This window comes from Staphylococcus sp. NWU MK-U1, assembly GCF_033283505.1.
GTDB lineage: Bacteria > Bacillota > Bacilli > Staphylococcales > Staphylococcaceae > Staphylococcus > Staphylococcus haemolyticus.
Window position 1 is genome coordinate 109876 of sequence record NZ_JAVSMG010000003.1, and the last position, 20573, is coordinate 130448.

Below are 20573 nucleotides of genomic sequence, written 5' to 3' on the forward strand. Positions count from 1 at the left end.
GACCTATGTTGTATAAAGTCAAAATTAAAGTGTTTTCTCCACTTTCAAATAAACAATAAACATATACCATACCATTATGTCAAACTCTATACCTAAACCGGTCATAATGATAGCGTCAGTACTTCTCATAATACCTACAATTTCAATTACGAGTCCGATAATTCCAAACAGTAATAAAAACCATAAGTATTTTAGAGAATAGGTACCAAATTGTTTTTGTGCTTTAATCCAATTGCGATCATTGGCCATGGATTTCTTTGTTCGATACCCATACCAACCGTTGCGCTCGGTAGGTGGATTATTTTTAAAAATATATCCTAAACACCCCATAATGATACTTAGTGGTAATAATATCATGTTTTAACTCCCTTAATAATTTATCGACTATACAACTAAATGATATATTAAAATTTTTTCTTATTCAAATTGCATTAAAATTAGTAATTGTCTAAAATAAAAATCAAAGAGTTCATTAATAAATGTTATGCAACTCAACTAAAATATGTTTTGAATATAAAAGACGTTGGAATTCTTCAATGAAAGAAGGCGTACTTAGTGGTTAAGTATTATGTTAGTTGTTTAGTACTATTTTTTACTTTTGCAATTCTCTGTGGCATGGCACTGGCTGAAGATGTTACTGATGAAGCATCAGTGGTTGCAGTAGGAGATAATTTAATACACCCCGTTGTTTATAATGATGCACTGCAACAAGATGGGTCATTCAATTTTAAGCCTATGTATTCACATATTAAGAACGACATACAATCACCTGACCTTGCATTTATTAATCAAGAATCTCCATTAGGTGGGGATGATCGCCCATTTTCAGGATTTAAGAACTTCAATACTCCGAGTCAGATTGCTCAAGATGTTGTCGAAACCGGCTTTGATATGGTAAATGGTGCCAATAATCATTCCTTGGATCAAGGTGATGAAGGTGTCTTAAATCATCTCAAGACATGGAATAAGTTTGATAAACAAGTTTTATTTACAGGTATTTTTAATTCGGAAAAGGATTCTCAAACGATACCAGTTATGACTGTGAATGGAATCAAGGTGAGTTTACTAAGTTATACATATGGTACAAATGAAATGACATCACAATATCCTTACACGATTAAAAAGTTTGATGAAAAGACGATTCAACGAGATGTAAGACAAGCAAAAAAGCAGAGTGATGTCGTGATGGTGTCTGCCCATTGGGGATTGGAAAATCACCACCAACCTAATCATACGCAAAAGAAATATGCCCAATTATTTGCGGATGAGGGTGTAGATGTTGTTATAGGCACACATCCCCATGTTATCCAACCTGTTGAGTTGGTGAAGAGTCAACATGATAACCATCAAACATTGGTCGCATATTCGTTAGGTAACTTTCTGAATGGACAAGATACTGGAGATGAACATAATCAATTATTAGGAAGATTGAATTTTGAAATTGTTAAAGTGCCTAAAGGTGCACATATTGAAAATGTGAAGTGGACGAGTATGGTCAATCATTACCAACAGTGGCATCCTACCAATAAAGACACGAGACATGATTTTGAAGTGTACAATTTAGATGATTATAATCAGAATTTAGCTGAACAACATGGATTAAGAAACGATAAGAAAAGTCAATGGGACATAAAACATCTTCAAGATATCACGAAAGATGTTATTGATTCTGAATACTTGGATGAAAAGAGTATATAACGCAAATAAGCCTGTGACATGGTAGAACATGCGACAGGCTTATTTTAATAATTGTAGATGACCTATTTATTTTGTGCTGCAAAGGCTTTTGAAATGTCGCGAAGTTTAGCTGGTGCGTCATCCCATTTCATTGTGACTTCAGTGAAGTGTAATTGCTCTGGAGCAGCGTTAATGGCGTTAAAGACATTCTGTAAGTCATTCGATGTCTTCACGTCATGCACAACGACGTTATCGCCACCGAATACTTTCGGTAGAACTTTATAATCCCACATACGGATATCATTGTACGTTTCTTCCATACCGTGGATTAAACGTTCTACTGTATAACCATCGTTATTAATCACGAAGATAATCGGTTTGATATCTTGGCGAATCATCGTAGATAACTCTTGAACTGTAAGTTGTAATGAGCCATCCCCGATTAATAAGATGTTACGGCGATTTGGATCAGCCATTTGCGTACCTAAAGTAGCTGGCAGTGTATAACCGATAGAACCCCATAATGGTTGTCCTATAAACGTCATGTCTTTCGGTAAAGCTAAATCATACGCACCGAAGAATGATGTGCCTTGCTCAGCTAATAAGACATCATCCTCTTTAATGAATTGTTGCATCATGTTAAAGTATGTTGATTGCGTTAAGATATCATCTGATAATGCGACTTCTTTTGATGCACCTTTTTCAAAAGTAGGGAACGAGCCCTCATATCGATAATCAATCGTATTAAGTCCATCAATTAAGCTAGGTAGCGTCACATCTTCAGCAACCGTTTCATTCAATTTAAAGTTATGATGATTAAGCATAACCACATCATCAATATTAAATTCATAAGAGAAACCGGCTGTAGCTGAGTCAGTTAATTTAGCACCAATATTTAAAATGGCATCACTGTTATCGACATAATCTTTAATTTGGTCTTCTGCAATTTTGCCATCATAAATGCCTATATAATATGGATTCTCTTCGTTAAACGCCCCTTTACCTAATGATAATTGAGCGACTGGAATGTGTGTTTGATTAACAAATTGCTCGAGTGCTTCGTGTAAGTGGAAACTGTTGATTTCATGACCTGTGATAATGACTGGTTGTGACGCAGTGCGTAGTTTGTCAGCGACCATATCAATATATCGATCAACATTTACGTCTGGAACTGGTGCGACCTCATACTCTGAATCTACCTCAATTTCAGTCATTGCAACATCAATAGGAAGATGAATGTGCACTGGGCGGCGTTCATGAATAGCAGCATTAATGACTCTAGGAATTTCAGTTGTTGCGTTCTCAGCAGTAATGTATGCTTGCGCTGTCGTAATGTGTTCGAACATCTTTTGATAGCTATCGAAACGACCTTCACCCAATGAATGGTGCACATACTTACCGGCTTGTTCTACTGCTTGCGTTGGTGCACCAGTAATCGCAATCACTGGGACACGTTCAGCATACGAACCTGCGATACCGTTAACAGCACTTAATTCACCAACACCAAATGTAGTAACGAGCACGCCTAGTCCATTGATACGTGCATAACCATCTGCAGCATAACTACCGTTAAGTTCATTAGTCGTTCCTACCCATTCGACACCATTATGACGCACGATGTCATCTAGAAATGCTAGGTTGAAGTCTCCTGGCACGCCAAAGATTTTGTCGACGCCTGCACGATGTACTGCATCCATTAAGTATTGTCCTACACGTTGTTTCATATTCATTCCACCTTTATTTATAAATTAGAATACACTTACAATATAATTATATTGACTAATAAAGTCAATTTTGTTGACCTTTTTTCGACTGTTTTTTGAAAATTGATTATAATATGTATAATCATTCATAAATGGAAAAGGAAAGAAGTCTATGGATAGTAATAAAAATGATTATGAACATATGTTATTTTACTTCGCATATAAGACATTTATAAAAACGGCAGATGAAATTATTGAAAAATACGACATGAGTCGTCAGCACCATCGCTTTTTATTCTTTATTAATAAATTGCCTGGTATTACCATTAAGCAATTATTAAAGACATTAGAAATCTCGAAGCAAGGATCACATGCGACGTTGCGTAAATTGAAGGAAGAAGGGTTAATTGTTGAACAAACATCTGAAGAAGATCGACGTGTGAAACAATTATTTCCAACGCCTAAAGGCAGTAAGTTAGTTGATAAATTAAATAAAGCACAAAATGAATTAATGCAGAGTACCTTTCAGAAGGTAGGACATGATTGGTATGACATCATGGAAGAACTATCGAATTACAGAGAAGGATTTCAAGATATTCAGCACTTGAAAGATGAGAAGTAAATATGACTGAATGGGAAAAAAGGCATTGCGTAAATGACTACGCAACGCCTTTTAATGTTGATATTAGAAATTTTTACCCATTTCTTGTGCTTCAGCAATTGAAGCGGCTTTAATTTCTTCTGTTCTCTCTGGTTCCGCATTATGACCTTCAATAATTACATTTTCGTATGAAGGCACACCTAAGAATGTCATGATTGTTCTTAAGTAACGGTCGCCACTTTCAACATCTGCAGCTGGACCTTCTGAGTAGAACCCACCACGTGATTGAATGTGTAATACTTTTTTATCTGTTAAAAGACCTTGAGGACCTTCAGCAGTGTATTTGAATGTTTTACCTGCAATTGAAATTGCGTCAATGTACGCTTTCAATACAGGTGGGAATGATAAGTTCCACATTGGTGAAACGAAAACATATTTATCAGCTGAAAGGAATTCTTCTAAAATTTCACTGAAACGATCAACTTTTTGTTGTTCATCTTGATTAAGTTCATCGCCATTTCTTAATTTACCCCAACCAGTTAATACATCTTTATCAATAACAGGGATATCTTCTTTGAATAAATCAATATGTTTCACTTCATCACTTGAGTGATTATCTTTGTATGATTCAATAAATGCTTTACCAGCAGCCATAGAATTAGAAGCTAATTCATCTAATGGGTGAGCTGTAATGTATAATAATTTTGCCACAGTCGTGCACCTCAAATATATTTATTTCGAAATCGATATAATTAATATACTCGATTTTTAAAATAATATAATACTTTTCATGAAAAATCAGACCAATGGTGTATAAGATAGTGAAACGTGACTTTAAAAATGAACAATTTTAAGTGTATAATATAGGTAAATTTAGATTTAAATATTTAAGAAATCTAATAAATGTAGAACCTTAAAGGAGTGACAGACATGAAGGGATTATTAATTACAGTAGTTTTAGGCGTAGCTGCATATGTTGGTTTCAAAAAATACCAAAATAAAGTAAACGAAATGCCAAATATTGAATATTAATGTTTTGGGAGCGGGACAGAAATTAAAATAATTTCATTGTCTCGCCCCAGCAAAGATGGCTAGGTTTGAAAAAAGCTTGAGTTAAGCGCATTTTCAAATCAGTCAGCTACTGCTCAAATGATAAATTAGGCTGAGACATTTTTCGTCCAGCCTCTTTTTTGTATGTATTGTTGGGAAATTAGAAGACATATAGTGATGTATTAAATATAAGTTTTTTAAAATATAAAATAATTTATCTCAAGTGGACATATATTGACTTTTCAATATTATATGATGTACGGATAAAGAATTCTGAATCATGTTATCGGAATTGGGATAACACTGACCCAAATAATTAGCAAAAAACTACATATTGCGTATTGATGTAGTTTTTTGACACGCATTTACATGATATTTACATAAACTTAAACATATATTCGAAGTCATATTCTAAGATAAAGTGTAATGGTTTTGTTAATTGTAAAAAATATGTTTTGTCAAGTTGAAGAAAAACAAAATTAATTCACAATTACAAAGAATAATATTAATTATATTTTGAAATTTTGTTGTAAAAACCATGTTAAAAATATAAAATTAATATCGAAATTAGAATTTGGAGGTTGTCATGGAAAATACAGTAGATTTTACTAAAATATGGGGAATTATTAAACAAAATTGGAAATTACTTGTTTTGTTACCAATTATCTTCTTACTCATTAGCATTGTATATACATTTTTTATTGCTAGTCCTAAATATGAAGCTTCTACACAAGTGCTTGTAAATGAGAAAGAAAAAGATAAAGATATGATGGCTCAACAAGTGCAAAGTAATATCCAATTGGTTAATACATATTCGGAAATTATTAAAAGTCCAAGAATTTTAGATAAAGTAGCAAAAGAACACAAAAAATTTTCACCGTCGCAATTGAATAAAATGGTATCTGTTAATACCGAAGCTCAATCACAAATATTAAATTTGAATGTTAAAGCTAATAGTAAAAAAGAAGCGGAGCAGTTAACTAATGATGTAGCTAAAGTATTTAAAAAAGAAATTCCAGTTATTATGAATGTGGATAATGTTAGTGTGCTTTCAAGTGCTGAAGGAACAGCTACTAAAATTTCTCCTAAAGCAATAGTTAACATCATTGGCAGTTTATTACTAGGTTTAGTACTTGCAATTATAGTTATAGCTTTCAAAGAAGTGTTTGATAAAAGAATTAGAACTGAAGAAGACGTTGAAAAAGAGCTTCAAATACCAGTATTAGGATCTATACCTAAAATCAAGTAGTTAAGGAGAAAAAATAGTTATGGCAAAAAAAGAAGTTAGAAAAAAATTAGAAACACCTCTTTATACGCATGATAAACCTAAATCTATTACTAGTGAAAAATTTAGAGGTATTCGTTCCAATATTATGTTTTCAGGAGCAAATGAAGAAATAAAAAGTATCATTATTACTTCAGAAAAAACGGCGGCAGGAAAAAGTATAATTTCTGCAAATATAGCAATTTCTTATGCACAAGCTGGATATAAAACTTTGATTATTGATGGAGATATGCGAAAACCAACGCAGCAATATAATTTTGAAACAGCTAACTACGATGGGCTTTCTAATTTAATTATTGGCAAAAGTGATTTTGATAAAGCGATTCGTAGTACAAGAGTTGAAAATTTAGATTTATTGACATCTGGACCAGTACCACCTAACCCGTCGGAATTGGTTGCATCTGATAGATTTAAGGAAATTTATAATCAGTTAATGGATATGTATGATTTTATTTTAATCGACACGCCACCAGTTAGTTCTGTTACAGATGCGCAAGTATTTTTACAGCTCGTTAAAGATTGCGTAATGATTATCGATACTGAAAAAAATAATAAAAATGAAATTAAAAAAGCAAAACAACTAATAGAACAAGCAGATGGACACATTATTGGCGCTGTTTTAAATAAGACAGAAAGAGACAAATCATCAAATTATTATAACTACTACGGAGATGAAGATTAAAGTGATAGATATTCATAATCACGTCTTAATTGATGTCGACGACGGTCCAAAAAATAAAGAAGAAATGCTTGATTTACTTAACCAAGCAAAAGATGAAGGGGTTACAGAGGTTATTGCAACCCCTCATCATTTAAGTCCTGCTTTTGATAATGAGTATAAAATTGTAGAGCGGAAGCTACATGAACTTTTAGATTTAGAAGAGATTAAAGACTTAGGTATTAAGATATATCCGGGACAAGAAATTAGAATAAGTGATCAAATTATCCAACAACTAGAAAAAGGCGAGGCTATTGGGTTGAACCATTCGAAGTACTTGTTAATCGAGTTTCCTTCTGGACGGGTTCCACACTATACGAATCGTCTTTTCTTTGAATTACAATCTAAGGGATATGTACCTATTATTGCTCATCCTGAACGTAATAAAGAAATAAGCCAAAACTTGGATGTTTTATTTGATTTAGTTAACGGGGGAGCATTAAGTCAGCTTACTTCTGCTTCACTGTTAGGAATACATGGCAAAAAACTACAAAAAATTTCTATTCAGATGATTGAAAATAATTTAGTTCACTTTATTGCATCAGATGCTCATCATGTATCTCAAAGACCATTCATAATGAAAAGCCTACACAGTAACAAAAAACTCAAAAAATATGAAAAAAACATAGAAAGTTTAATTAATAACGCAAAGTACATTATTAATAATGAGGATGTAAAAAGGAAACAACCTACTCAAGATTACAATGAGAGAAAGTTGTTCGGATTATTTTAAAAGGAAAGTAAGTTAAGGGGGAAAGACGTGTGGATAAGTTAAGCGCGAGAGGACGTCTTCTAATATTAATTATAATTGATTCATTAATAGTAGCTTTTTCAGTTTTTATCTGCTATACCATTTTACAACCATTTTTTGAAGGTTATTCACGTAATTTATTGATTGTTAATTCAATTGTTTTATTAATTTCACATCATGTATTTGCATATATATTTAACTTATATCATCGAGCTTGGGAGTACGCTAGTGTTAACGAACTTTTATTAATTGTAGAGTCAGTTACATGTTCAATTATAGCTACAATGATTTTAGTTCCAATATTTACTGCACATCCACCATTCTTCAGATTATATTTAATTACTTGGATGATGCATCTAATACTTATAGGTGGATCAAGAATCTCATGGAGAGTAACTAGAGGTTTCGTAGTTGGTAAAAAGCAAAAGAAAAAACCAACTTTAATTGTAGGTGCTGGTCGTGGTGGATCACTTTTAATTCGTCAAATGTTAAGAAGTCCGGAAATGGGTCTTGAGCCAGTATTGGCAGTTGATGATGACCCCCAAAAGAGAAAACTTACAATTACAGAGGGTGTTAAAGTTCAAGGAACAATAGATGATATTCCCAATTTAGTAAATAGATATCGAATAAAGCGAATTATCATTGCTATTCCTACACTTAAACCAGACCGTCTTAAAGAAATAAACAATATTTGTAACAGTACAGGAATTGAATTATTTAAAATGCCTAGTATCGAGCAAGTTCTTGCTGGTGAATTGGAAGTAAATCAATTAAAACGAGTAGAAGTTGAAGATTTACTTGGACGTGAACCAGTGGAATTAGATATGGCTATGATTTCTAAAGAACTTACGCATAAAACAGTTATGGTCACTGGAGCAGGTGGTTCTATTGGTTCTGAAATTTGTAGACAGGTTTGTAAATTTGAACCAGAACGTATATTGTTGCTAGGCCATGGAGAAAATAGTATATATCTCATTCACCAAGAATTAAATGCAATTTACAAGGATAAAATAGAAATTATTCCTATTATCGCTGATGTACAAAATGCAGCTAGAATGGAAGAAATAATGAATACATATAAACCATATGCAGTTTATCACGCAGCAGCACATAAACATGTGCCATTAATGGAATATAATCCAATAGAAGCATTTAAAAATAATGTGTTAGGTACTAGAAATACTGCAGTTGCAGCCAAAAAAGCTGGAGTAAGAAAGTTCGTTATGGTATCAACAGATAAAGCAGTTAATCCACCAAATGTAATGGGAGCGTCTAAGCGTATAGCAGAAATGGTAGTACAAAGCCTTAATGATGAAAATAGTGTAACAAATTTTGTTGCTGTAAGATTTGGTAATGTTTTAGGTTCTCGTGGATCAGTAATTCCATTATTTAAAAAACAAATTGCAGCGGGCGGTCCAGTAACTGTTACACATCCAGATATGACAAGATACTTCATGACAATTCCAGAAGCCTCACGATTGGTTTTACAAGCTGGAGCGTTGGCTCAGGGTGGAGAAGTCTTTGTTTTAGATATGGGAGAACCAGTTAAGATAGTTGATTTAGCTCGAAATTTAATTAGACTTAGCGGTAAAACTGAAGATGAAATTCAAATTAAATTTAGTGGTATTCGACCAGGTGAAAAAATGTATGAAGAATTATTAAATGAAAACGAAATACATCCAGAACAAGTATACGAAAAAATATATAGAGGAAAAGTTAAAGAAATGAGTGAAGAGGAAGTAAAAAAAATTATAGATAAATTAAATACTCATTTCGACAAGCAATTAATCATTGATTATGCTAATGAACATTTCTCTACTGAAAATAATTAGTACAGTAGGTGATACAAGTTGTATAAATCATCAAAATTAAATTTAATTTTAATAACCATATTTACATTTTCATCTTTAAGTATTTCAATTTATTTGTTTTTTAATAGAGGAGACATGTTAAAAGGGTATGAAAATATGTATTTACTACCCTTAGCTTTTATCTTTTCATATTGGCTGATTATAAGAAAAACACTAAATAAACATGGAATTAGTTTTTTCTTAGCTATTTATCTAGCTGTATCATTTCTAAGATACAATATCCTATCATTATTAGTATTTAAGTCGTCATGGTATTTAGGAGTTTCTGAGTATCCACCGTCTCCAGAACAGTTTAATAATGCAATTTTATTGATGATATATGAAATTTTTATATATAGTTTCGGAATTTACTTTTTTCATAATTGGTTAATTAAAAATCAGTTTAAAAAAATAATACAATTCCAAAAATCAAATATTATCTATTGGATATTTATACTATTAACATGTTTAATCGTAGGGATGTCTCCTAATTCTTTAAGCTTTTTCTCTTTTATAACTATTAATTCTAATTATTCGTCTTTAGACTCTTTAAATACGTTATCTTTAATTGGAATTATGTTCTTAAGCGTTGCTAGGTTATTAATATACTTTATTATAATCAGATGGATAGTAGTGAAACTTAAAGATAAACATTATTTATTATCATTTATTTTAGTAGCATTAGTTTCTTTAATAAATAGTATGATATTCATCGGAGCTAATAGAGCATCATTTTTATTGAATTTTAGTGTTACAATATTGGTTTTACTATACTTATATCGAAAATTAGCAATATCTTTTGTCCTTATAATGGTAATGGTATTACCTACTTTATTAGGTAGTTTATTAGCTTTTAGAAACACTTCTACGGCAACTGATGGTGCAAATAAATTAATTGATATCACTAATACTTTACAAGTTTACTTAGCGGGTATTTACGATGTAGCAATAGGGTTGGATATACAGACATCAAATGGGGGGATATTTTATATGTTTTTGGATATATTACGTTCTGCCATTGGTCCAAATTTATTGGTAAAAAACTTTGATTTTATTAATAGTGTAGATCTATATAACGTGAGGATTTTTCAAAGTAACCTAGTTTCTCAGATTATTCCTATGATAAGCCAAGGACACTTGTACTTAGGAACATTACTTTCTCCAATTTTAGGATTAATATTTATTTTTATAGCTACATATTTTACTAAATTGATAATTGAGAAGAATAGACTTGAATTATTCTTTGTTTTTTCATTAATATGTGGAAGATTAGGCTTTGTTATGGCTCAAAACGGTAATATTTTTATGAATGAATTAACTACTTATCTTCCATTATTTTTAATTGTTTACTATATAAATAATAAGGTTGTACAAAAAAATGAAGAAAATAATTAACATTGCATATACTTTCGTAGGGAATATGATTGGAGCATTTATTAAATGGTTATTGTTAATATTAATCGTGAGGTTTACTAATCCAGAAATGGTAGGATACTATACTTTCGCTATAGCATTGACATCTCCGGTAATGCTTTTTGCTAATATGAGGTTGCGATTGAGGTATGTAGTAGAAGATGACCTTTATTTTAAAGACTTAAAAAAATTACGTTTAATATTAGATGCTTTATGTACGGTTATAATCATTTTGATTACGGTAATCTTTTTAAGAGATTACTTATTAATTACATTATTAATATCTATCAGTAAAGTTCTAGATTTACGATCAGACTTATTGTATGGTATTTTACAAAAATCTGAAGATTTTAAAGTAATAAGTTTAATGATGATAGGTAAAAATTCATTAATTATCACTTTATTTGGAATAAGTATTGTTTTAACTGAGAATCTTTATATAAGTATTTTTTGTCAGATAATAGCTCAAATTGTATGGCTATTGTTAATTGAAAATCAAGCTCAAAAACGAATAAATGAGAGTAACTATATTAAATCAGATAAAAAAATTATATTTAGTATATTCGTAGCAGGCTTGCCTTTAGGGATAGTACAACTATTAAATTCATATAATATATTGATACCTAGATATGTAATTGAAAAATATTTGTCTTTGGAAGCAGTAGGTATATTTGCATCTATAAGTTATCTACTTACTATAATAGGTATATTTATGAACGCATTATCACAAAATTTTATTGTATCTGTTAAAAGAGATGTAGCAAATAATAATTTTGAAAAAGTGAAAAAGTTTGTAAACCAAAATTCCCTGTTAGCAGCGCTTGTTTTAGGTGGAGTAAGTATATTAAGTACTTATTTTTTTGGAAAATTTTTTATTAACCTTGTATACGGAGAAGCATATGCACGTCACAGTTCTATTCTAGTAATAATCTCGATATCAATAATTTTTAATTTTCTAACGTGGATGTATGATACAGCTTTGATGGCGTTAAAAATTTATAACTTTCAATTAATTGTTTCAATTACAACATTGATAGTATCAATTATAGTTTCGTTTATTTCAATAATTAACTTTGGTTTACTGGGGGCTGCTTGGGCAATTGTTATTATTACATTTGTTCAAGCGTTGATTAGATACATTATTGTAAATTATAAATTATCTAGAATGGAGAATGATTAATGAAATTATTATTTGTACATGATTTTCCTGTGGAACATGAAGTTAATACCACAAATTATTATTCGACTGGTTTTTCTTATTCACTTTGGAAGCGATATTTAAATGTATTTGATGAAATAAATATAATCTCTAGATATAAAAGCATCATAGATACGCAAGGTAAGACCTTATCGAGTGGAAACCACGTTAATTTTTATCCAATCAAAGAATTTAAAAAGGGTTTTAAAAACATACCAGGTTTAATCAAGAATCGTAAAGTTATTTTAAGTGAAATTGTTAAAGCTATCAAAGTATCTGATGCAGTATTAGTTAGAGTTCCAAGTATATTAGGATTTTTAACTGCACTATTGTGTAAAAAGTTAAAGGTCCCATACATGGTGGAAGTTGTAGGCGATCCACTAAATGCTTATAAATATCATGGTTCTTTAAGTGGCAAGATATTAGCATTTCCAATGGATATGTTGCAGAAATTTGTGTTGAAAAATGCTACCGTCGCTACTTATGTAACTAGAGAATATTTACAATCAAAGTATCCAACAAACGGAAAAAGTTTTAATGGATTAACAGATGTAGTAAAAGTAAGTACAAATAATACTCATAAAATTAGTAATGATTATTTTAAATTAGGTTTAATAGGATCGACATTCACTAAATATAAAGGTCATGAAGTAGCTATGAGAGCTTTGAAAATCTTGGTAGACAAAGGTTATAACATTAAAATTGATTTGGTAGGTCAAGGAATGAGTCAAAATTTACAAGAATTAATAAATCAGTTAGAACTAAACGAAAATGTGAATTATTTTGGAGTAATATATGATAGAGGATTTTTAAACAACTGGTTTGTTAATTTAGATTGTTATATTCAACCAAGTAAAACTGAGGGCTTATGTAGATCATTGGTTGAAAGTGTATGTTTGAATGTTTGTGCTCTAGCTTCTAATGTAGGTGGTAATAGCGAAATAGTTTCAAAAGAATTTTTATTTGAGAAAAATGATTTTGAAAAGCTTGCTAATTTAATTGAAAGTATTATTATTGATCCATCTATAAAAGATAAGAATATAAAATTAAATAAACAATTAGTTAATAAATTTGATTTGAATAATATAGAGCAAAAAAGATATGACTCATTAAGTTATTATAGAAAAGTTATGGAGGATTAAAATGAAAATTTTAATTACAGGTGTTGCAGGATTTATTGGTTCAACATTAGCAAAGAAATTAATTAATCAAGGTTATGAGGTAATAGGAATCGATAACATTAATGACTATTACTCTATAGAATTAAAAGAAGATAGATTGAAATCAATTGGTAAAGATCACTTTATTTTTTATAAAACAGACTTAGAAGATTATGAAAAAGTGAATCAAATTTTTGAAGATGAAAAACCAGAGGTTGTAGTCAATTTAGCTGCCCAAGCGGGCGTAAGATATAGTTTGGAAAATCCAAGAGCATACATTGACTCAAATATTGTTGGATTTATGAACATCTTAGAAGGTTGCCGTCACCATGAAGTAAAACATTTAATTTATGCTTCTTCAAGTTCAGTCTATGGGGCAAATACAAATAAGCCATTTAAAACTTCAGATAATATTGATCATCCGTTAAGCTTATATGCTGCCACTAAAAAATCAAACGAACTTATGGCGCATACTTATAGCCATCTTTATAATTTACCAACAACAGGTTTACGTTTCTTCACAGTTTATGGCCCGTGGGGCAGACCTGACATGGCATTATTTAAATTCACTAAAGCAGTAGTAAATGATGAAACAATTGATGTATATAATCACGGAAACATGATGCGTGATTTCACGTATGTTGATGATATTGTAGAAGCAATTAGTCGCTTAATTCAAAAACCGGCTCAACCAAATCCTGAATGGTCTGGTGCTAACCCAGATCCAAGTTCTTCATACGCACCTTATAAAATCTATAATATTGGTAATAACAGTCCAGTTCGTCTAATGGAATTCGTAGAAGCAATTGAGAATAAACTTGGTAAAACAGCGAAGAAAAATTATATGGATTTACAACCTGGAGATGTACCAGAAACATATGCGAATGTAGATGACTTATTCAAAAATATTGATTTCAAACCACAAACATCTATACAAGATGGCGTAAATAAATTTATAGATTGGTATTTAAAATATTACAAATAGGAGTTGTAACTATGCTTGAATTTATTTATAATCACTCTCCAATACCATTTCAAAATATTATGGTTTCGGTGAAAGGTAAGTTGTTTGAAAAACAAAGATATACCAAGCATTACTATAATGAACTTGAAATTTTAAAAGAGTGCAAAAACCCTTTTGAACTACAAGAAAAAAGACTACAAGAATTTTATGAATATATAAAAAACAACAGCCCTTTTTTTAATGAAAGATTAGAAACTTATGGTGAGATAATTATCTTAAGTGAATTAAACAAATTTCCAATTTTAACCAAAGAAGATATAAGACAGAATATAGATAAAATCATCACTAAGAACAAAACAAATTTAATTAAAGCGGCAACTGGCGGATCAACTGGAAAAAGTTTGAAATTTTATTCAGATAGTTATGATATGTCTCGAAAAATAGCATATCTTGACTTTTTTAAAGAGCAACATGGCGTAAAAAAAGGTATGCGTAGAGTAAGTATTGGTGGGAAAAAAATAATCCCTAATAAACAAAAAAAGAAAATATTTTGGAGGTTTAATGAACCTCTAAACCAGTTACTTTTCTCTGCTTATCATGTTAATGAAGAAAACCTTAAATTTTATGTTAATAAATTAAATGACTTTAAACCAGAAACTTTAGATGGTTATCCTAGTGTCCTGCATAGAATAGCTAAATATATCTTGAAAAATAAGGTTACATTAAAATTTAAACCGATTGCTATTTTTCCAACTGCTGAAGCGTTAACAGATGAAATGAAAGGTAATATTGAAAAAGCATTTGGTTGTCCTGTAAGAAATCAATATGCCTCTTCAGAAGGAGCCCCTTTTATTACGGAAAATAGTAATGGTAATTTAGAAATATGTCCAATGACAGGAGTTTTTGAACTTAAACAAATACAAGGTAAAATATATGAACTGATTGTGACTGGCTTTTATACTACGACAACTCCAATTTTTAGGTATAAAATAGGGGATTCTGTAGAATTATTCAAAGAATTGCCTAAAAATTACACACAAAAAGACATTAAAATCAAACGAATAATTGGTCGAAATAATGATTATATAACAACTAGAGATAAAAGATTAATTACAAGTGTAAATTTAGTTAGTGCGGTTAAAATGGTTGGAACTAAGTTAGTTGAATCTCAATTCATTCAAAATAAACTTGAAGAAATTGAGGTTAAATTAGTTATGAGCGATGATAATTTTGATAAAGATAGAGTTATTAGTACTTTAAAAAAAGAGCTAAAAGATAGAGTAGGTAATGAAGTCAATTTTAATATTTATTTTGTTGATGAAATTGAAAAAACGAATAGAGGAAAAAAAAGATTTATCATTAACAATCTAAATAAAGGAGAAATAAAAAATGAATAGAAAAATAGCTGTTGTAGGTTTAGGATATGTAGGTTTACCAGTAGCAGTCACTTTTGGAAAAAAACATGAAGTCATTGGTTTTGATATTAATGAAAATAGAATCAAAGAGTTAAAAGAAAATCATGATAGAACAAATGAAGTGACATCTGAAGATCTAAAAGCAACACATATTAATTTCACTTCTAATTCAGAAGATTTGAAAAAGGCTGACTTCATTATTGTAGCAGTTCCAACACCAATTGATAAAAATAATAAGCCAGACTTAACACCACTACTTAAAGCGAGTGAAACGGTGGGTCAAGTGTTAACGCCTGATGCCATCGTTGTATATGAATCAACTGTATATCCAGGCGCAACAGAAGAAGATTGTGTTCCAATATTAGAAAGAGAATCAGGCTTAACTTGTGGTAAAGATTTCTTTGTTGGTTATTCACCAGAAAGAATTAATCCAGGCGATAAAGTGCATACATTTGAAACGATAACTAAAGTTGTTTCAGGACAAACACCAGAAGTATTAGACATCGTTGCTGACGTATATGGTTCTGTAGTTACTGCAGGTGTGCATAAAGCATCATCAATTAAAGTAGCTGAAGCAGCTAAAGTGATTGAAAATACACAACGTGATGTAAATATCGCTTTAATGAATGAATTGGCATTAATTTTTGATAAATTAGATATCGACACGAATGAAGTTTTACGTGCTTCAGGTACAAAATGGAACTTCTTAAACTTCAAGCCAGGCTTAGTTGGTGGACACTGTATCGGAGTAGATCCATATTATTTAACTCATAAAGCTCAAGAAGTTGGTCATCATCCAGAAGTGATTTTAGCAGGACGTCGTATTAATGATAATATGTCTAAATTTATTGCCTCTAATGTCATTAAAGGCTTACTAAAACAAGGTTTAGAAGTTCAAGGGGCAACAGTGAATGTATTAGGTTTAACATTTAAAGAAAATTGTCCAGATTTAAGAAATACAAAAGTAATTAATATCATCAAAAAATTAAAAGACTACGGTTTAGACGTTCATGTTAATGATGTTGAAGCAGATAAAGAAGAAGCACAAAGATTTTACAATCTAAACTTAGAAGATCAAAATGAATTACCTCAAGCAGATGCAATAGTATTTGCAGTTGCGCACAAAGAGTACGTTGAAAATAAGCAAGATTATTTAAAACTTGTGAAAGATAACGGTATGGTATTAGATATTAAAGGTATAATCGAAAATGACGAAATTGGAAACAAAAGCTTATGGAGATTGTAAAAATTTCTATATAGACAAGGTGATAGTATGACGAACAAAAAAATATTTCATCTAGTGACGGTTGCTAAGAGTATCAATTTGATGAAAGGTCAAATTGAATATTTGAGAGATAAAGGTTTAGATGTCCATGTTGTATCTTCTGAAGGACCGGAACAAAATACGTATTCTTCTGATATTACACATGCAATAAACATGGAAAGGGAAATATCTTTGAAAAATGACTTAAAATCATTAATCAATATGGTTAAACTCTTCAAAAAGGAAAAACCTTATATTGTCAATTCAGGCACACCTAAAGCTGGTTTAATTGGTACACTTGCAGCTTTTATAACACGTAGACCCGTCCGTATTTATACTGTTCGAGGACTGAGATTAGAAACTGTTTCAGGGCCTAAGTATAAAATTCTTTATGCAATGGAAAAGTTAGCAATGTATTGTTCTACAGATATAATCGCTGTATCTGAAAGCTTAAAATCTAAAATTGTAGAATTAAAATTGGCTAATAAAAGCAAAATAAAAGTTTTAGGTTATGGTAGTTCTAATGGAATCAATCTTGAAAAGTTTGATAAGAAATTCAACACTATTCCAAATGAATTGCAAGAACAACTTTCAGGACACTTCGTCATAGGGTTTGTAGGAAGAATTGTAAAAGATAAAGGTATTAAAGAAGTAGTTGAAATGTTTAAAATGCTTCAAGCTAAGAACTTAAAGGTTAAACTTTTGCTATTAGGTAATCCAGAGAAAGACGATTCCATTAGTGCCTCAGATTATCAATATTTAGTAGATAATAACGATGTTATATTGGCAGGTCATGTTTCACAACCAGTCAATTATTTTAACCATATGGACGTATTAGTTTCTCCAACGTATAGAGAAGGGTTTGCTAACGTTAGCCTAGAAGCACAAGCTGTAAAAGTTCCAGTTATTACTACACGAGCTACTGGAGCAATTGATACAATTGAAGATAATGAAACAGGATTTTTAGTAGATGTTGGCGACGTTAAAGGACTAGCTGAAAAAGTCGAATATTTAATTAATCATCCTGACTTAAAAAAAGAAATGGGTAAAAAAGGTAGAATCAGAGTAGAAGAAAAATTTACAAATGAAGTTGTTTGGAAACATCTAGAAACAATATATAAACAAAATCTTCCAGTTTAATCTAATCAAAAGGAGATTATAAAATGATAAAACGAATACTTGATATAGTAGTCAGTGCTACTGGTTTGGTTATATCTGCTCCTATAACTTTAACAACTGCAGTATTAATTTCAAAAAAATTAGGCAAACCTGTATTGTTTAAGCAAACACGACCAGGAATAAATGGAAAGCCCTTTGAAATATACAAATTTAGAACAATGACTGACGAACGGGACGAGAAAGGGAATTTACTTCCTAATTCTGAAAGAATGACAGATTTTGGTAGATTAGTAAGAAAAACAAGTATTGACGAAATCCCACAACTTATAAATGTTCTAAAAGGAGATATAAGTTTAGTTGGTCCTAGACCTTTATTGATGGAATACTTACCTCTATATAATGATGAACAAAAGAAGCGTCATGATGTTAAACCTGGTATAACAGGATGGGCTCAAATAAATGGTAGAAATACTATCTCGTGGGAACAAAAATTTAAATTAGATGTATTGTATGTTCAAAATCAATCTATAAAGTTAGATTTATATATACTGTTTAAAACTATTTTAAAGGTCTTAAAAAGGAAAGATATTAATTCTAGTGAGACAGTTTCAATGAAAAGATTTGAGGGAAATAATTAATGCAAAAAGTGATATTAGTAGGAAGCGGCGGACATTCTAAAGTTATAGCAGACATTATAGGATTATCTGATAATTATAAGCTTTGCGGTTACTTAGATCAGAAATATGATAAAAGAGAAGTTGCTAATGGATTAATATTTGATGATATTGATAATTTTAAACAATATATAGAAGATTATTATTTCTTTATTGCTATAGGCGATAATAAAATTAGAAAAAAGATTTATGATACATTGAATTTACATGATGAAAAATATGTAACTTTAATTCATCCTTCGGTTGTAATTGGATCAAACGTAAATATTGGTAAAGGTACAGTTGTTATGGGTAACGCGGTTATAAATGCCAGTACTAATATTGGTAATCAATGTATTATTAACACATTGGCAAGTGTAGGTCACGATATTAATATCAACGATTTTGTACATATTTCTCCAAATTCAACATTAACTGGGGGCGTTACCGTTGGCTCATACACTCAAATAGGAGCAGGTTCTACAATTATTCCGTGTATAAATATTGGAACTAATTGCATGGTTGGTGCAGGATCTACAGTTATATCGAATATTGAAGATAATAAATTAGCAGTAGGAAGCCCAGCCAAAATTAAGGAGTGAATATAAATGGAAGAAGAAAGAATATTCTTATCTAGACCACATATGGGTGGTACGGAGTTAGATTACATACATGATGCATTCGACAAAAACTGGATTGCACCATTAGGTGAAAATGTTACAGAGTTTGAGAATAGTATTAAAAATTATGTAGGAGTTAACGCAGCAGTTGCAGTTGGTAGCGGAACTTCTGCTATTCATTTAGCTTTAATTGAAAGTGGTGTTCAAAAAGACGATATTGTTTTCTGTAGTTCTTTAACGTTTAGTGCTTCAGCTAACCCTATTATTTATCAAGGTGCTATCCCTGTCTTCATTGATTCAGAAATGGATTCATGGAACATGTCACCAAATGCTTTACGTAAAGCATTTGAGAAGTATGCCGAAAAAGGAATCAAACCCAAAGCAGTTGTATCAGTTAATTTATATGGTCAATCAGCTAAGATGGATGAAATTAAAGCGATTTGCGATGAGTATAAAACTACTTTAGTTGAAGATGCAGCTGAATCATTAGGTGCAATTTATAAAGGACAAAAAAGCGGTACTTTCGGAAACTATGGTATCTTCTCATTTAATGGGAATAAAATCATAACTACAAGTGGTGGTGGAATGCTTATTTCAAATGATGAAGAACATATTGCACATGCTCTTTTCGTATCTACTCAAGCGAGAGATAAGGCACTTCATTATCAACATAGTGAGCTAGGGTATAATTATCGTTTGAGTAATATTTCTGCTGGCATTGGAAGAGGACAAATGGAAGTATTAGATCAGCGTATACAACGTCGCCGTGAAATATTCGATAAATATAATGCAGCATTTAGTAGTATTGAAGGTTTTGACTTCCAACCAGAATTACCTGATTCGAAATCAAATCGTTGGTTAACTGCATTAACAATTGACGAAAGTAAAACAGGATTTAGCGCATTAGATTTAATTGATGCTTTACAACAAAATAATATTGAAGCGCGTCCTGTTTGGAAACCAATGCACCTTCAACCATTCTTTGAATCTTATGACTATATAATGAGTGGAAATGATAATGGCGCATATTTATTTAATCATGGTGTATGCTTACCATCAGGTTCTGATATGACAGATGCACAACAAGATCGAGTGATTGAAATTATTAAAAGTCTATAAAAAATGAGTGATC

20 protein-coding genes are annotated in these 20573 nt (G+C 31.0%); 17 read left to right on the forward strand and 3 right to left on the reverse strand.

Going from position 1 to position 20573, the window contains the following annotated elements; genetic code table 11:
• Positions 1–24 precede the first annotated feature (24 nt).
• Positions 25–357 carry an SdpI family protein gene (locus SBL16_RS06065; protein WP_107611242.1) on the reverse strand — a complete coding sequence of 111 codons (333 nt, stop codon included), beginning with the start codon at positions 355–357 and terminating at the stop codon, positions 25–27.
• Between the two features lie 198 nt (positions 358–555).
• Between SBL16_RS06065 and SBL16_RS06070 the strand changes: the two genes are divergently transcribed.
• The gene (locus tag SBL16_RS06070) at positions 556–1698 is read left to right on the forward strand and encodes a CapA family protein (protein ID WP_411861523.1); all 1143 of its coding nucleotides are present in this window, start codon (positions 556–558) and stop codon (positions 1696–1698) included.
• 62 nt (positions 1699–1760) lie between these two features.
• Here SBL16_RS06070 and SBL16_RS06075 read toward each other — a convergent pair whose 3' ends face one another.
• On the reverse strand, positions 1761–3401 hold the full coding sequence (locus SBL16_RS06075; RefSeq protein WP_107611244.1) for an alpha-keto acid decarboxylase family protein: 1641 nt from the start codon (positions 3399–3401) through the stop codon (positions 1761–1763).
• A 151-nt stretch (positions 3402–3552) separates the two neighbouring features.
• On the opposite strand from SBL16_RS06075, the gene SBL16_RS06080 reads away from it, so the two are divergent.
• Complete coding sequence (locus tag SBL16_RS06080) at positions 3553–4002, forward strand: MarR family winged helix-turn-helix transcriptional regulator (RefSeq protein ID WP_033079678.1); 450 nt, start codon at positions 3553–3555, stop codon at positions 4000–4002.
• Positions 4003–4065: 63 nt separating this feature from the next.
• Here the strand turns inward: SBL16_RS06080 and SBL16_RS06085 are convergent, their stop codons facing one another.
• Positions 4066–4692 carry an FMN-dependent NADH-azoreductase gene (locus SBL16_RS06085; RefSeq protein WP_107611245.1) on the reverse strand — a complete coding sequence of 209 codons (627 nt, stop codon included), beginning with the start codon at positions 4690–4692 and terminating at the stop codon, positions 4066–4068.
• Between the two features lie 219 nt (positions 4693–4911).
• Between SBL16_RS06085 and SBL16_RS06090 the strand changes: the two genes are divergently transcribed.
• The 15 genes from SBL16_RS06090 (at position 4912) to SBL16_RS06160 (ending at position 20560) form a co-directional block, all read left to right on the forward strand.
• Positions 4912–5013 (forward strand): SE2200 family small protein, encoded by a 102-nt coding sequence (locus SBL16_RS06090; RefSeq protein ID WP_016930637.1) that lies wholly within the window; start codon positions 4912–4914, stop codon positions 5011–5013.
• Between the two features lie 604 nt (positions 5014–5617).
• Entirely contained in the window at positions 5618–6280 is a 663-nt protein-coding gene (locus SBL16_RS06095; RefSeq protein WP_107611246.1) for a Wzz/FepE/Etk N-terminal domain-containing protein, read from the forward strand.
• 19 nt (positions 6281–6299) lie between these two features.
• Entirely contained in the window at positions 6300–6998 is a 699-nt protein-coding gene (locus SBL16_RS06100) for a polysaccharide biosynthesis tyrosine autokinase (protein ID WP_107611247.1), read from the forward strand.
• A 1-nt stretch (position 6999) separates the two neighbouring features.
• Positions 7000–7767: a tyrosine-protein phosphatase gene (locus SBL16_RS06105; protein WP_107611300.1), complete on the forward strand. Its 768-nt coding sequence runs from the start codon at positions 7000–7002 to the stop codon at positions 7765–7767.
• Between the two features lie 29 nt (positions 7768–7796).
• A complete protein-coding gene (locus tag SBL16_RS06110) occupies positions 7797–9617 on the forward strand; it encodes a polysaccharide biosynthesis protein (RefSeq protein WP_107611248.1) in 1821 nt (606 codons plus the stop codon).
• Positions 9618–9731: 114 nt separating this feature from the next.
• Positions 9732–11030: a hypothetical protein gene (locus tag SBL16_RS06115; protein ID WP_107611249.1), complete on the forward strand. Its 1299-nt coding sequence runs from the start codon at positions 9732–9734 to the stop codon at positions 11028–11030.
• The gene (locus tag SBL16_RS06120) at positions 11014–12228 is read left to right on the forward strand and encodes a lipopolysaccharide biosynthesis protein (RefSeq protein WP_107611250.1); all 1215 of its coding nucleotides are present in this window, start codon (positions 11014–11016) and stop codon (positions 12226–12228) included. Before SBL16_RS06115 ends, SBL16_RS06120 begins: the two co-directional genes overlap by 17 nt.
• Positions 12228–13388, forward strand: a complete 1161-nt coding sequence (locus SBL16_RS06125; RefSeq protein ID WP_107634667.1) for a glycosyltransferase — start codon at positions 12228–12230, stop codon at positions 13386–13388. Before SBL16_RS06120 ends, SBL16_RS06125 begins: the two co-directional genes overlap by 1 nt.
• A gap of 1 nt (position 13389) precedes the next feature.
• On the forward strand, positions 13390–14391 hold the full coding sequence (locus SBL16_RS06130; protein WP_107611253.1) for an NAD-dependent epimerase: 1002 nt from the start codon (positions 13390–13392) through the stop codon (positions 14389–14391).
• 11 nt (positions 14392–14402) lie between these two features.
• On the forward strand, positions 14403–15767 hold the full coding sequence (locus tag SBL16_RS06135) for a phenylacetate--CoA ligase family protein (protein WP_107611254.1): 1365 nt from the start codon (positions 14403–14405) through the stop codon (positions 15765–15767).
• Entirely contained in the window at positions 15760–17031 is a 1272-nt protein-coding gene (locus SBL16_RS06140; RefSeq protein WP_317953269.1) for a nucleotide sugar dehydrogenase, read from the forward strand. Before SBL16_RS06135 ends, SBL16_RS06140 begins: the two co-directional genes overlap by 8 nt.
• A 27-nt stretch (positions 17032–17058) precedes the next feature.
• Positions 17059–18189: a glycosyltransferase family 4 protein gene (locus SBL16_RS06145; RefSeq protein WP_107611256.1), complete on the forward strand. Its 1131-nt coding sequence runs from the start codon at positions 17059–17061 to the stop codon at positions 18187–18189.
• 23 nt (positions 18190–18212) lie between these two features.
• On the forward strand, positions 18213–18806 hold the full coding sequence (locus tag SBL16_RS06150) for a sugar transferase (protein ID WP_107611257.1): 594 nt from the start codon (positions 18213–18215) through the stop codon (positions 18804–18806).
• Complete coding sequence (locus SBL16_RS06155) at positions 18806–19423, forward strand: acetyltransferase (RefSeq protein WP_107611258.1); 618 nt, start codon at positions 18806–18808, stop codon at positions 19421–19423. Before SBL16_RS06150 ends, SBL16_RS06155 begins: the two co-directional genes overlap by 1 nt.
• A 6-nt stretch (positions 19424–19429) precedes the next feature.
• The gene (locus SBL16_RS06160) at positions 19430–20560 is read left to right on the forward strand and encodes a DegT/DnrJ/EryC1/StrS family aminotransferase (RefSeq protein WP_107611259.1); all 1131 of its coding nucleotides are present in this window, start codon (positions 19430–19432) and stop codon (positions 20558–20560) included.
• Positions 20561–20573 lie beyond the last annotated feature (13 nt).

Excerpts from the sequence above, each read along its gene's own strand:
- SBL16_RS06090 (WP_016930637.1), top strand. The coding sequence starts at position 4,912 with ATGAAGGGATTATTAATTACAGTAGTTTTAGGCGTAGCTGCATATGTT.
- SBL16_RS06135 (WP_107611254.1), top strand. The coding sequence starts at position 14,403 with ATGCTTGAATTTATTTATAATCACTCTCCAATACCATTTCAAAATATT.
- SBL16_RS06115 (WP_107611249.1), top strand. The coding sequence starts at position 9,732 with ATGTTAAAAGGGTATGAAAATATGTATTTACTACCCTTAGCTTTTATC.
- SBL16_RS06095 (WP_107611246.1), top strand. The coding sequence starts at position 5,618 with ATGGAAAATACAGTAGATTTTACTAAAATATGGGGAATTATTAAACAA.
- SBL16_RS06150 (WP_107611257.1), top strand. The coding sequence starts at position 18,213 with ATGATAAAACGAATACTTGATATAGTAGTCAGTGCTACTGGTTTGGTT.
- SBL16_RS06145 (WP_107611256.1), top strand. The coding sequence starts at position 17,059 with ATGACGAACAAAAAAATATTTCATCTAGTGACGGTTGCTAAGAGTATC.
- SBL16_RS06065 (WP_107611242.1), bottom strand. The coding sequence starts at position 357 with ATGATATTATTACCACTAAGTATCATTATGGGGTGTTTAGGATATATT.
- SBL16_RS06120 (WP_107611250.1), top strand. The coding sequence starts at position 11,014 with ATGAAGAAAATAATTAACATTGCATATACTTTCGTAGGGAATATGATT.
- SBL16_RS06075 (WP_107611244.1), bottom strand. The coding sequence starts at position 3,401 with ATGAAACAACGTGTAGGACAATACTTAATGGATGCAGTACATCGTGCA.
- SBL16_RS06080 (WP_033079678.1), top strand. The coding sequence starts at position 3,553 with ATGGATAGTAATAAAAATGATTATGAACATATGTTATTTTACTTCGCA.
- SBL16_RS06155 (WP_107611258.1), top strand. The coding sequence starts at position 18,806 with ATGCAAAAAGTGATATTAGTAGGAAGCGGCGGACATTCTAAAGTTATA.
- SBL16_RS06130 (WP_107611253.1), top strand. The coding sequence starts at position 13,390 with ATGAAAATTTTAATTACAGGTGTTGCAGGATTTATTGGTTCAACATTA.
- SBL16_RS06125 (WP_107634667.1), top strand. The coding sequence starts at position 12,228 with ATGAAATTATTATTTGTACATGATTTTCCTGTGGAACATGAAGTTAAT.
- SBL16_RS06160 (WP_107611259.1), top strand. The coding sequence starts at position 19,430 with ATGGAAGAAGAAAGAATATTCTTATCTAGACCACATATGGGTGGTACG.
- SBL16_RS06100 (WP_107611247.1), top strand. The coding sequence starts at position 6,300 with ATGGCAAAAAAAGAAGTTAGAAAAAAATTAGAAACACCTCTTTATACG.
- SBL16_RS06140 (WP_317953269.1), top strand. The coding sequence starts at position 15,760 with ATGAATAGAAAAATAGCTGTTGTAGGTTTAGGATATGTAGGTTTACCA.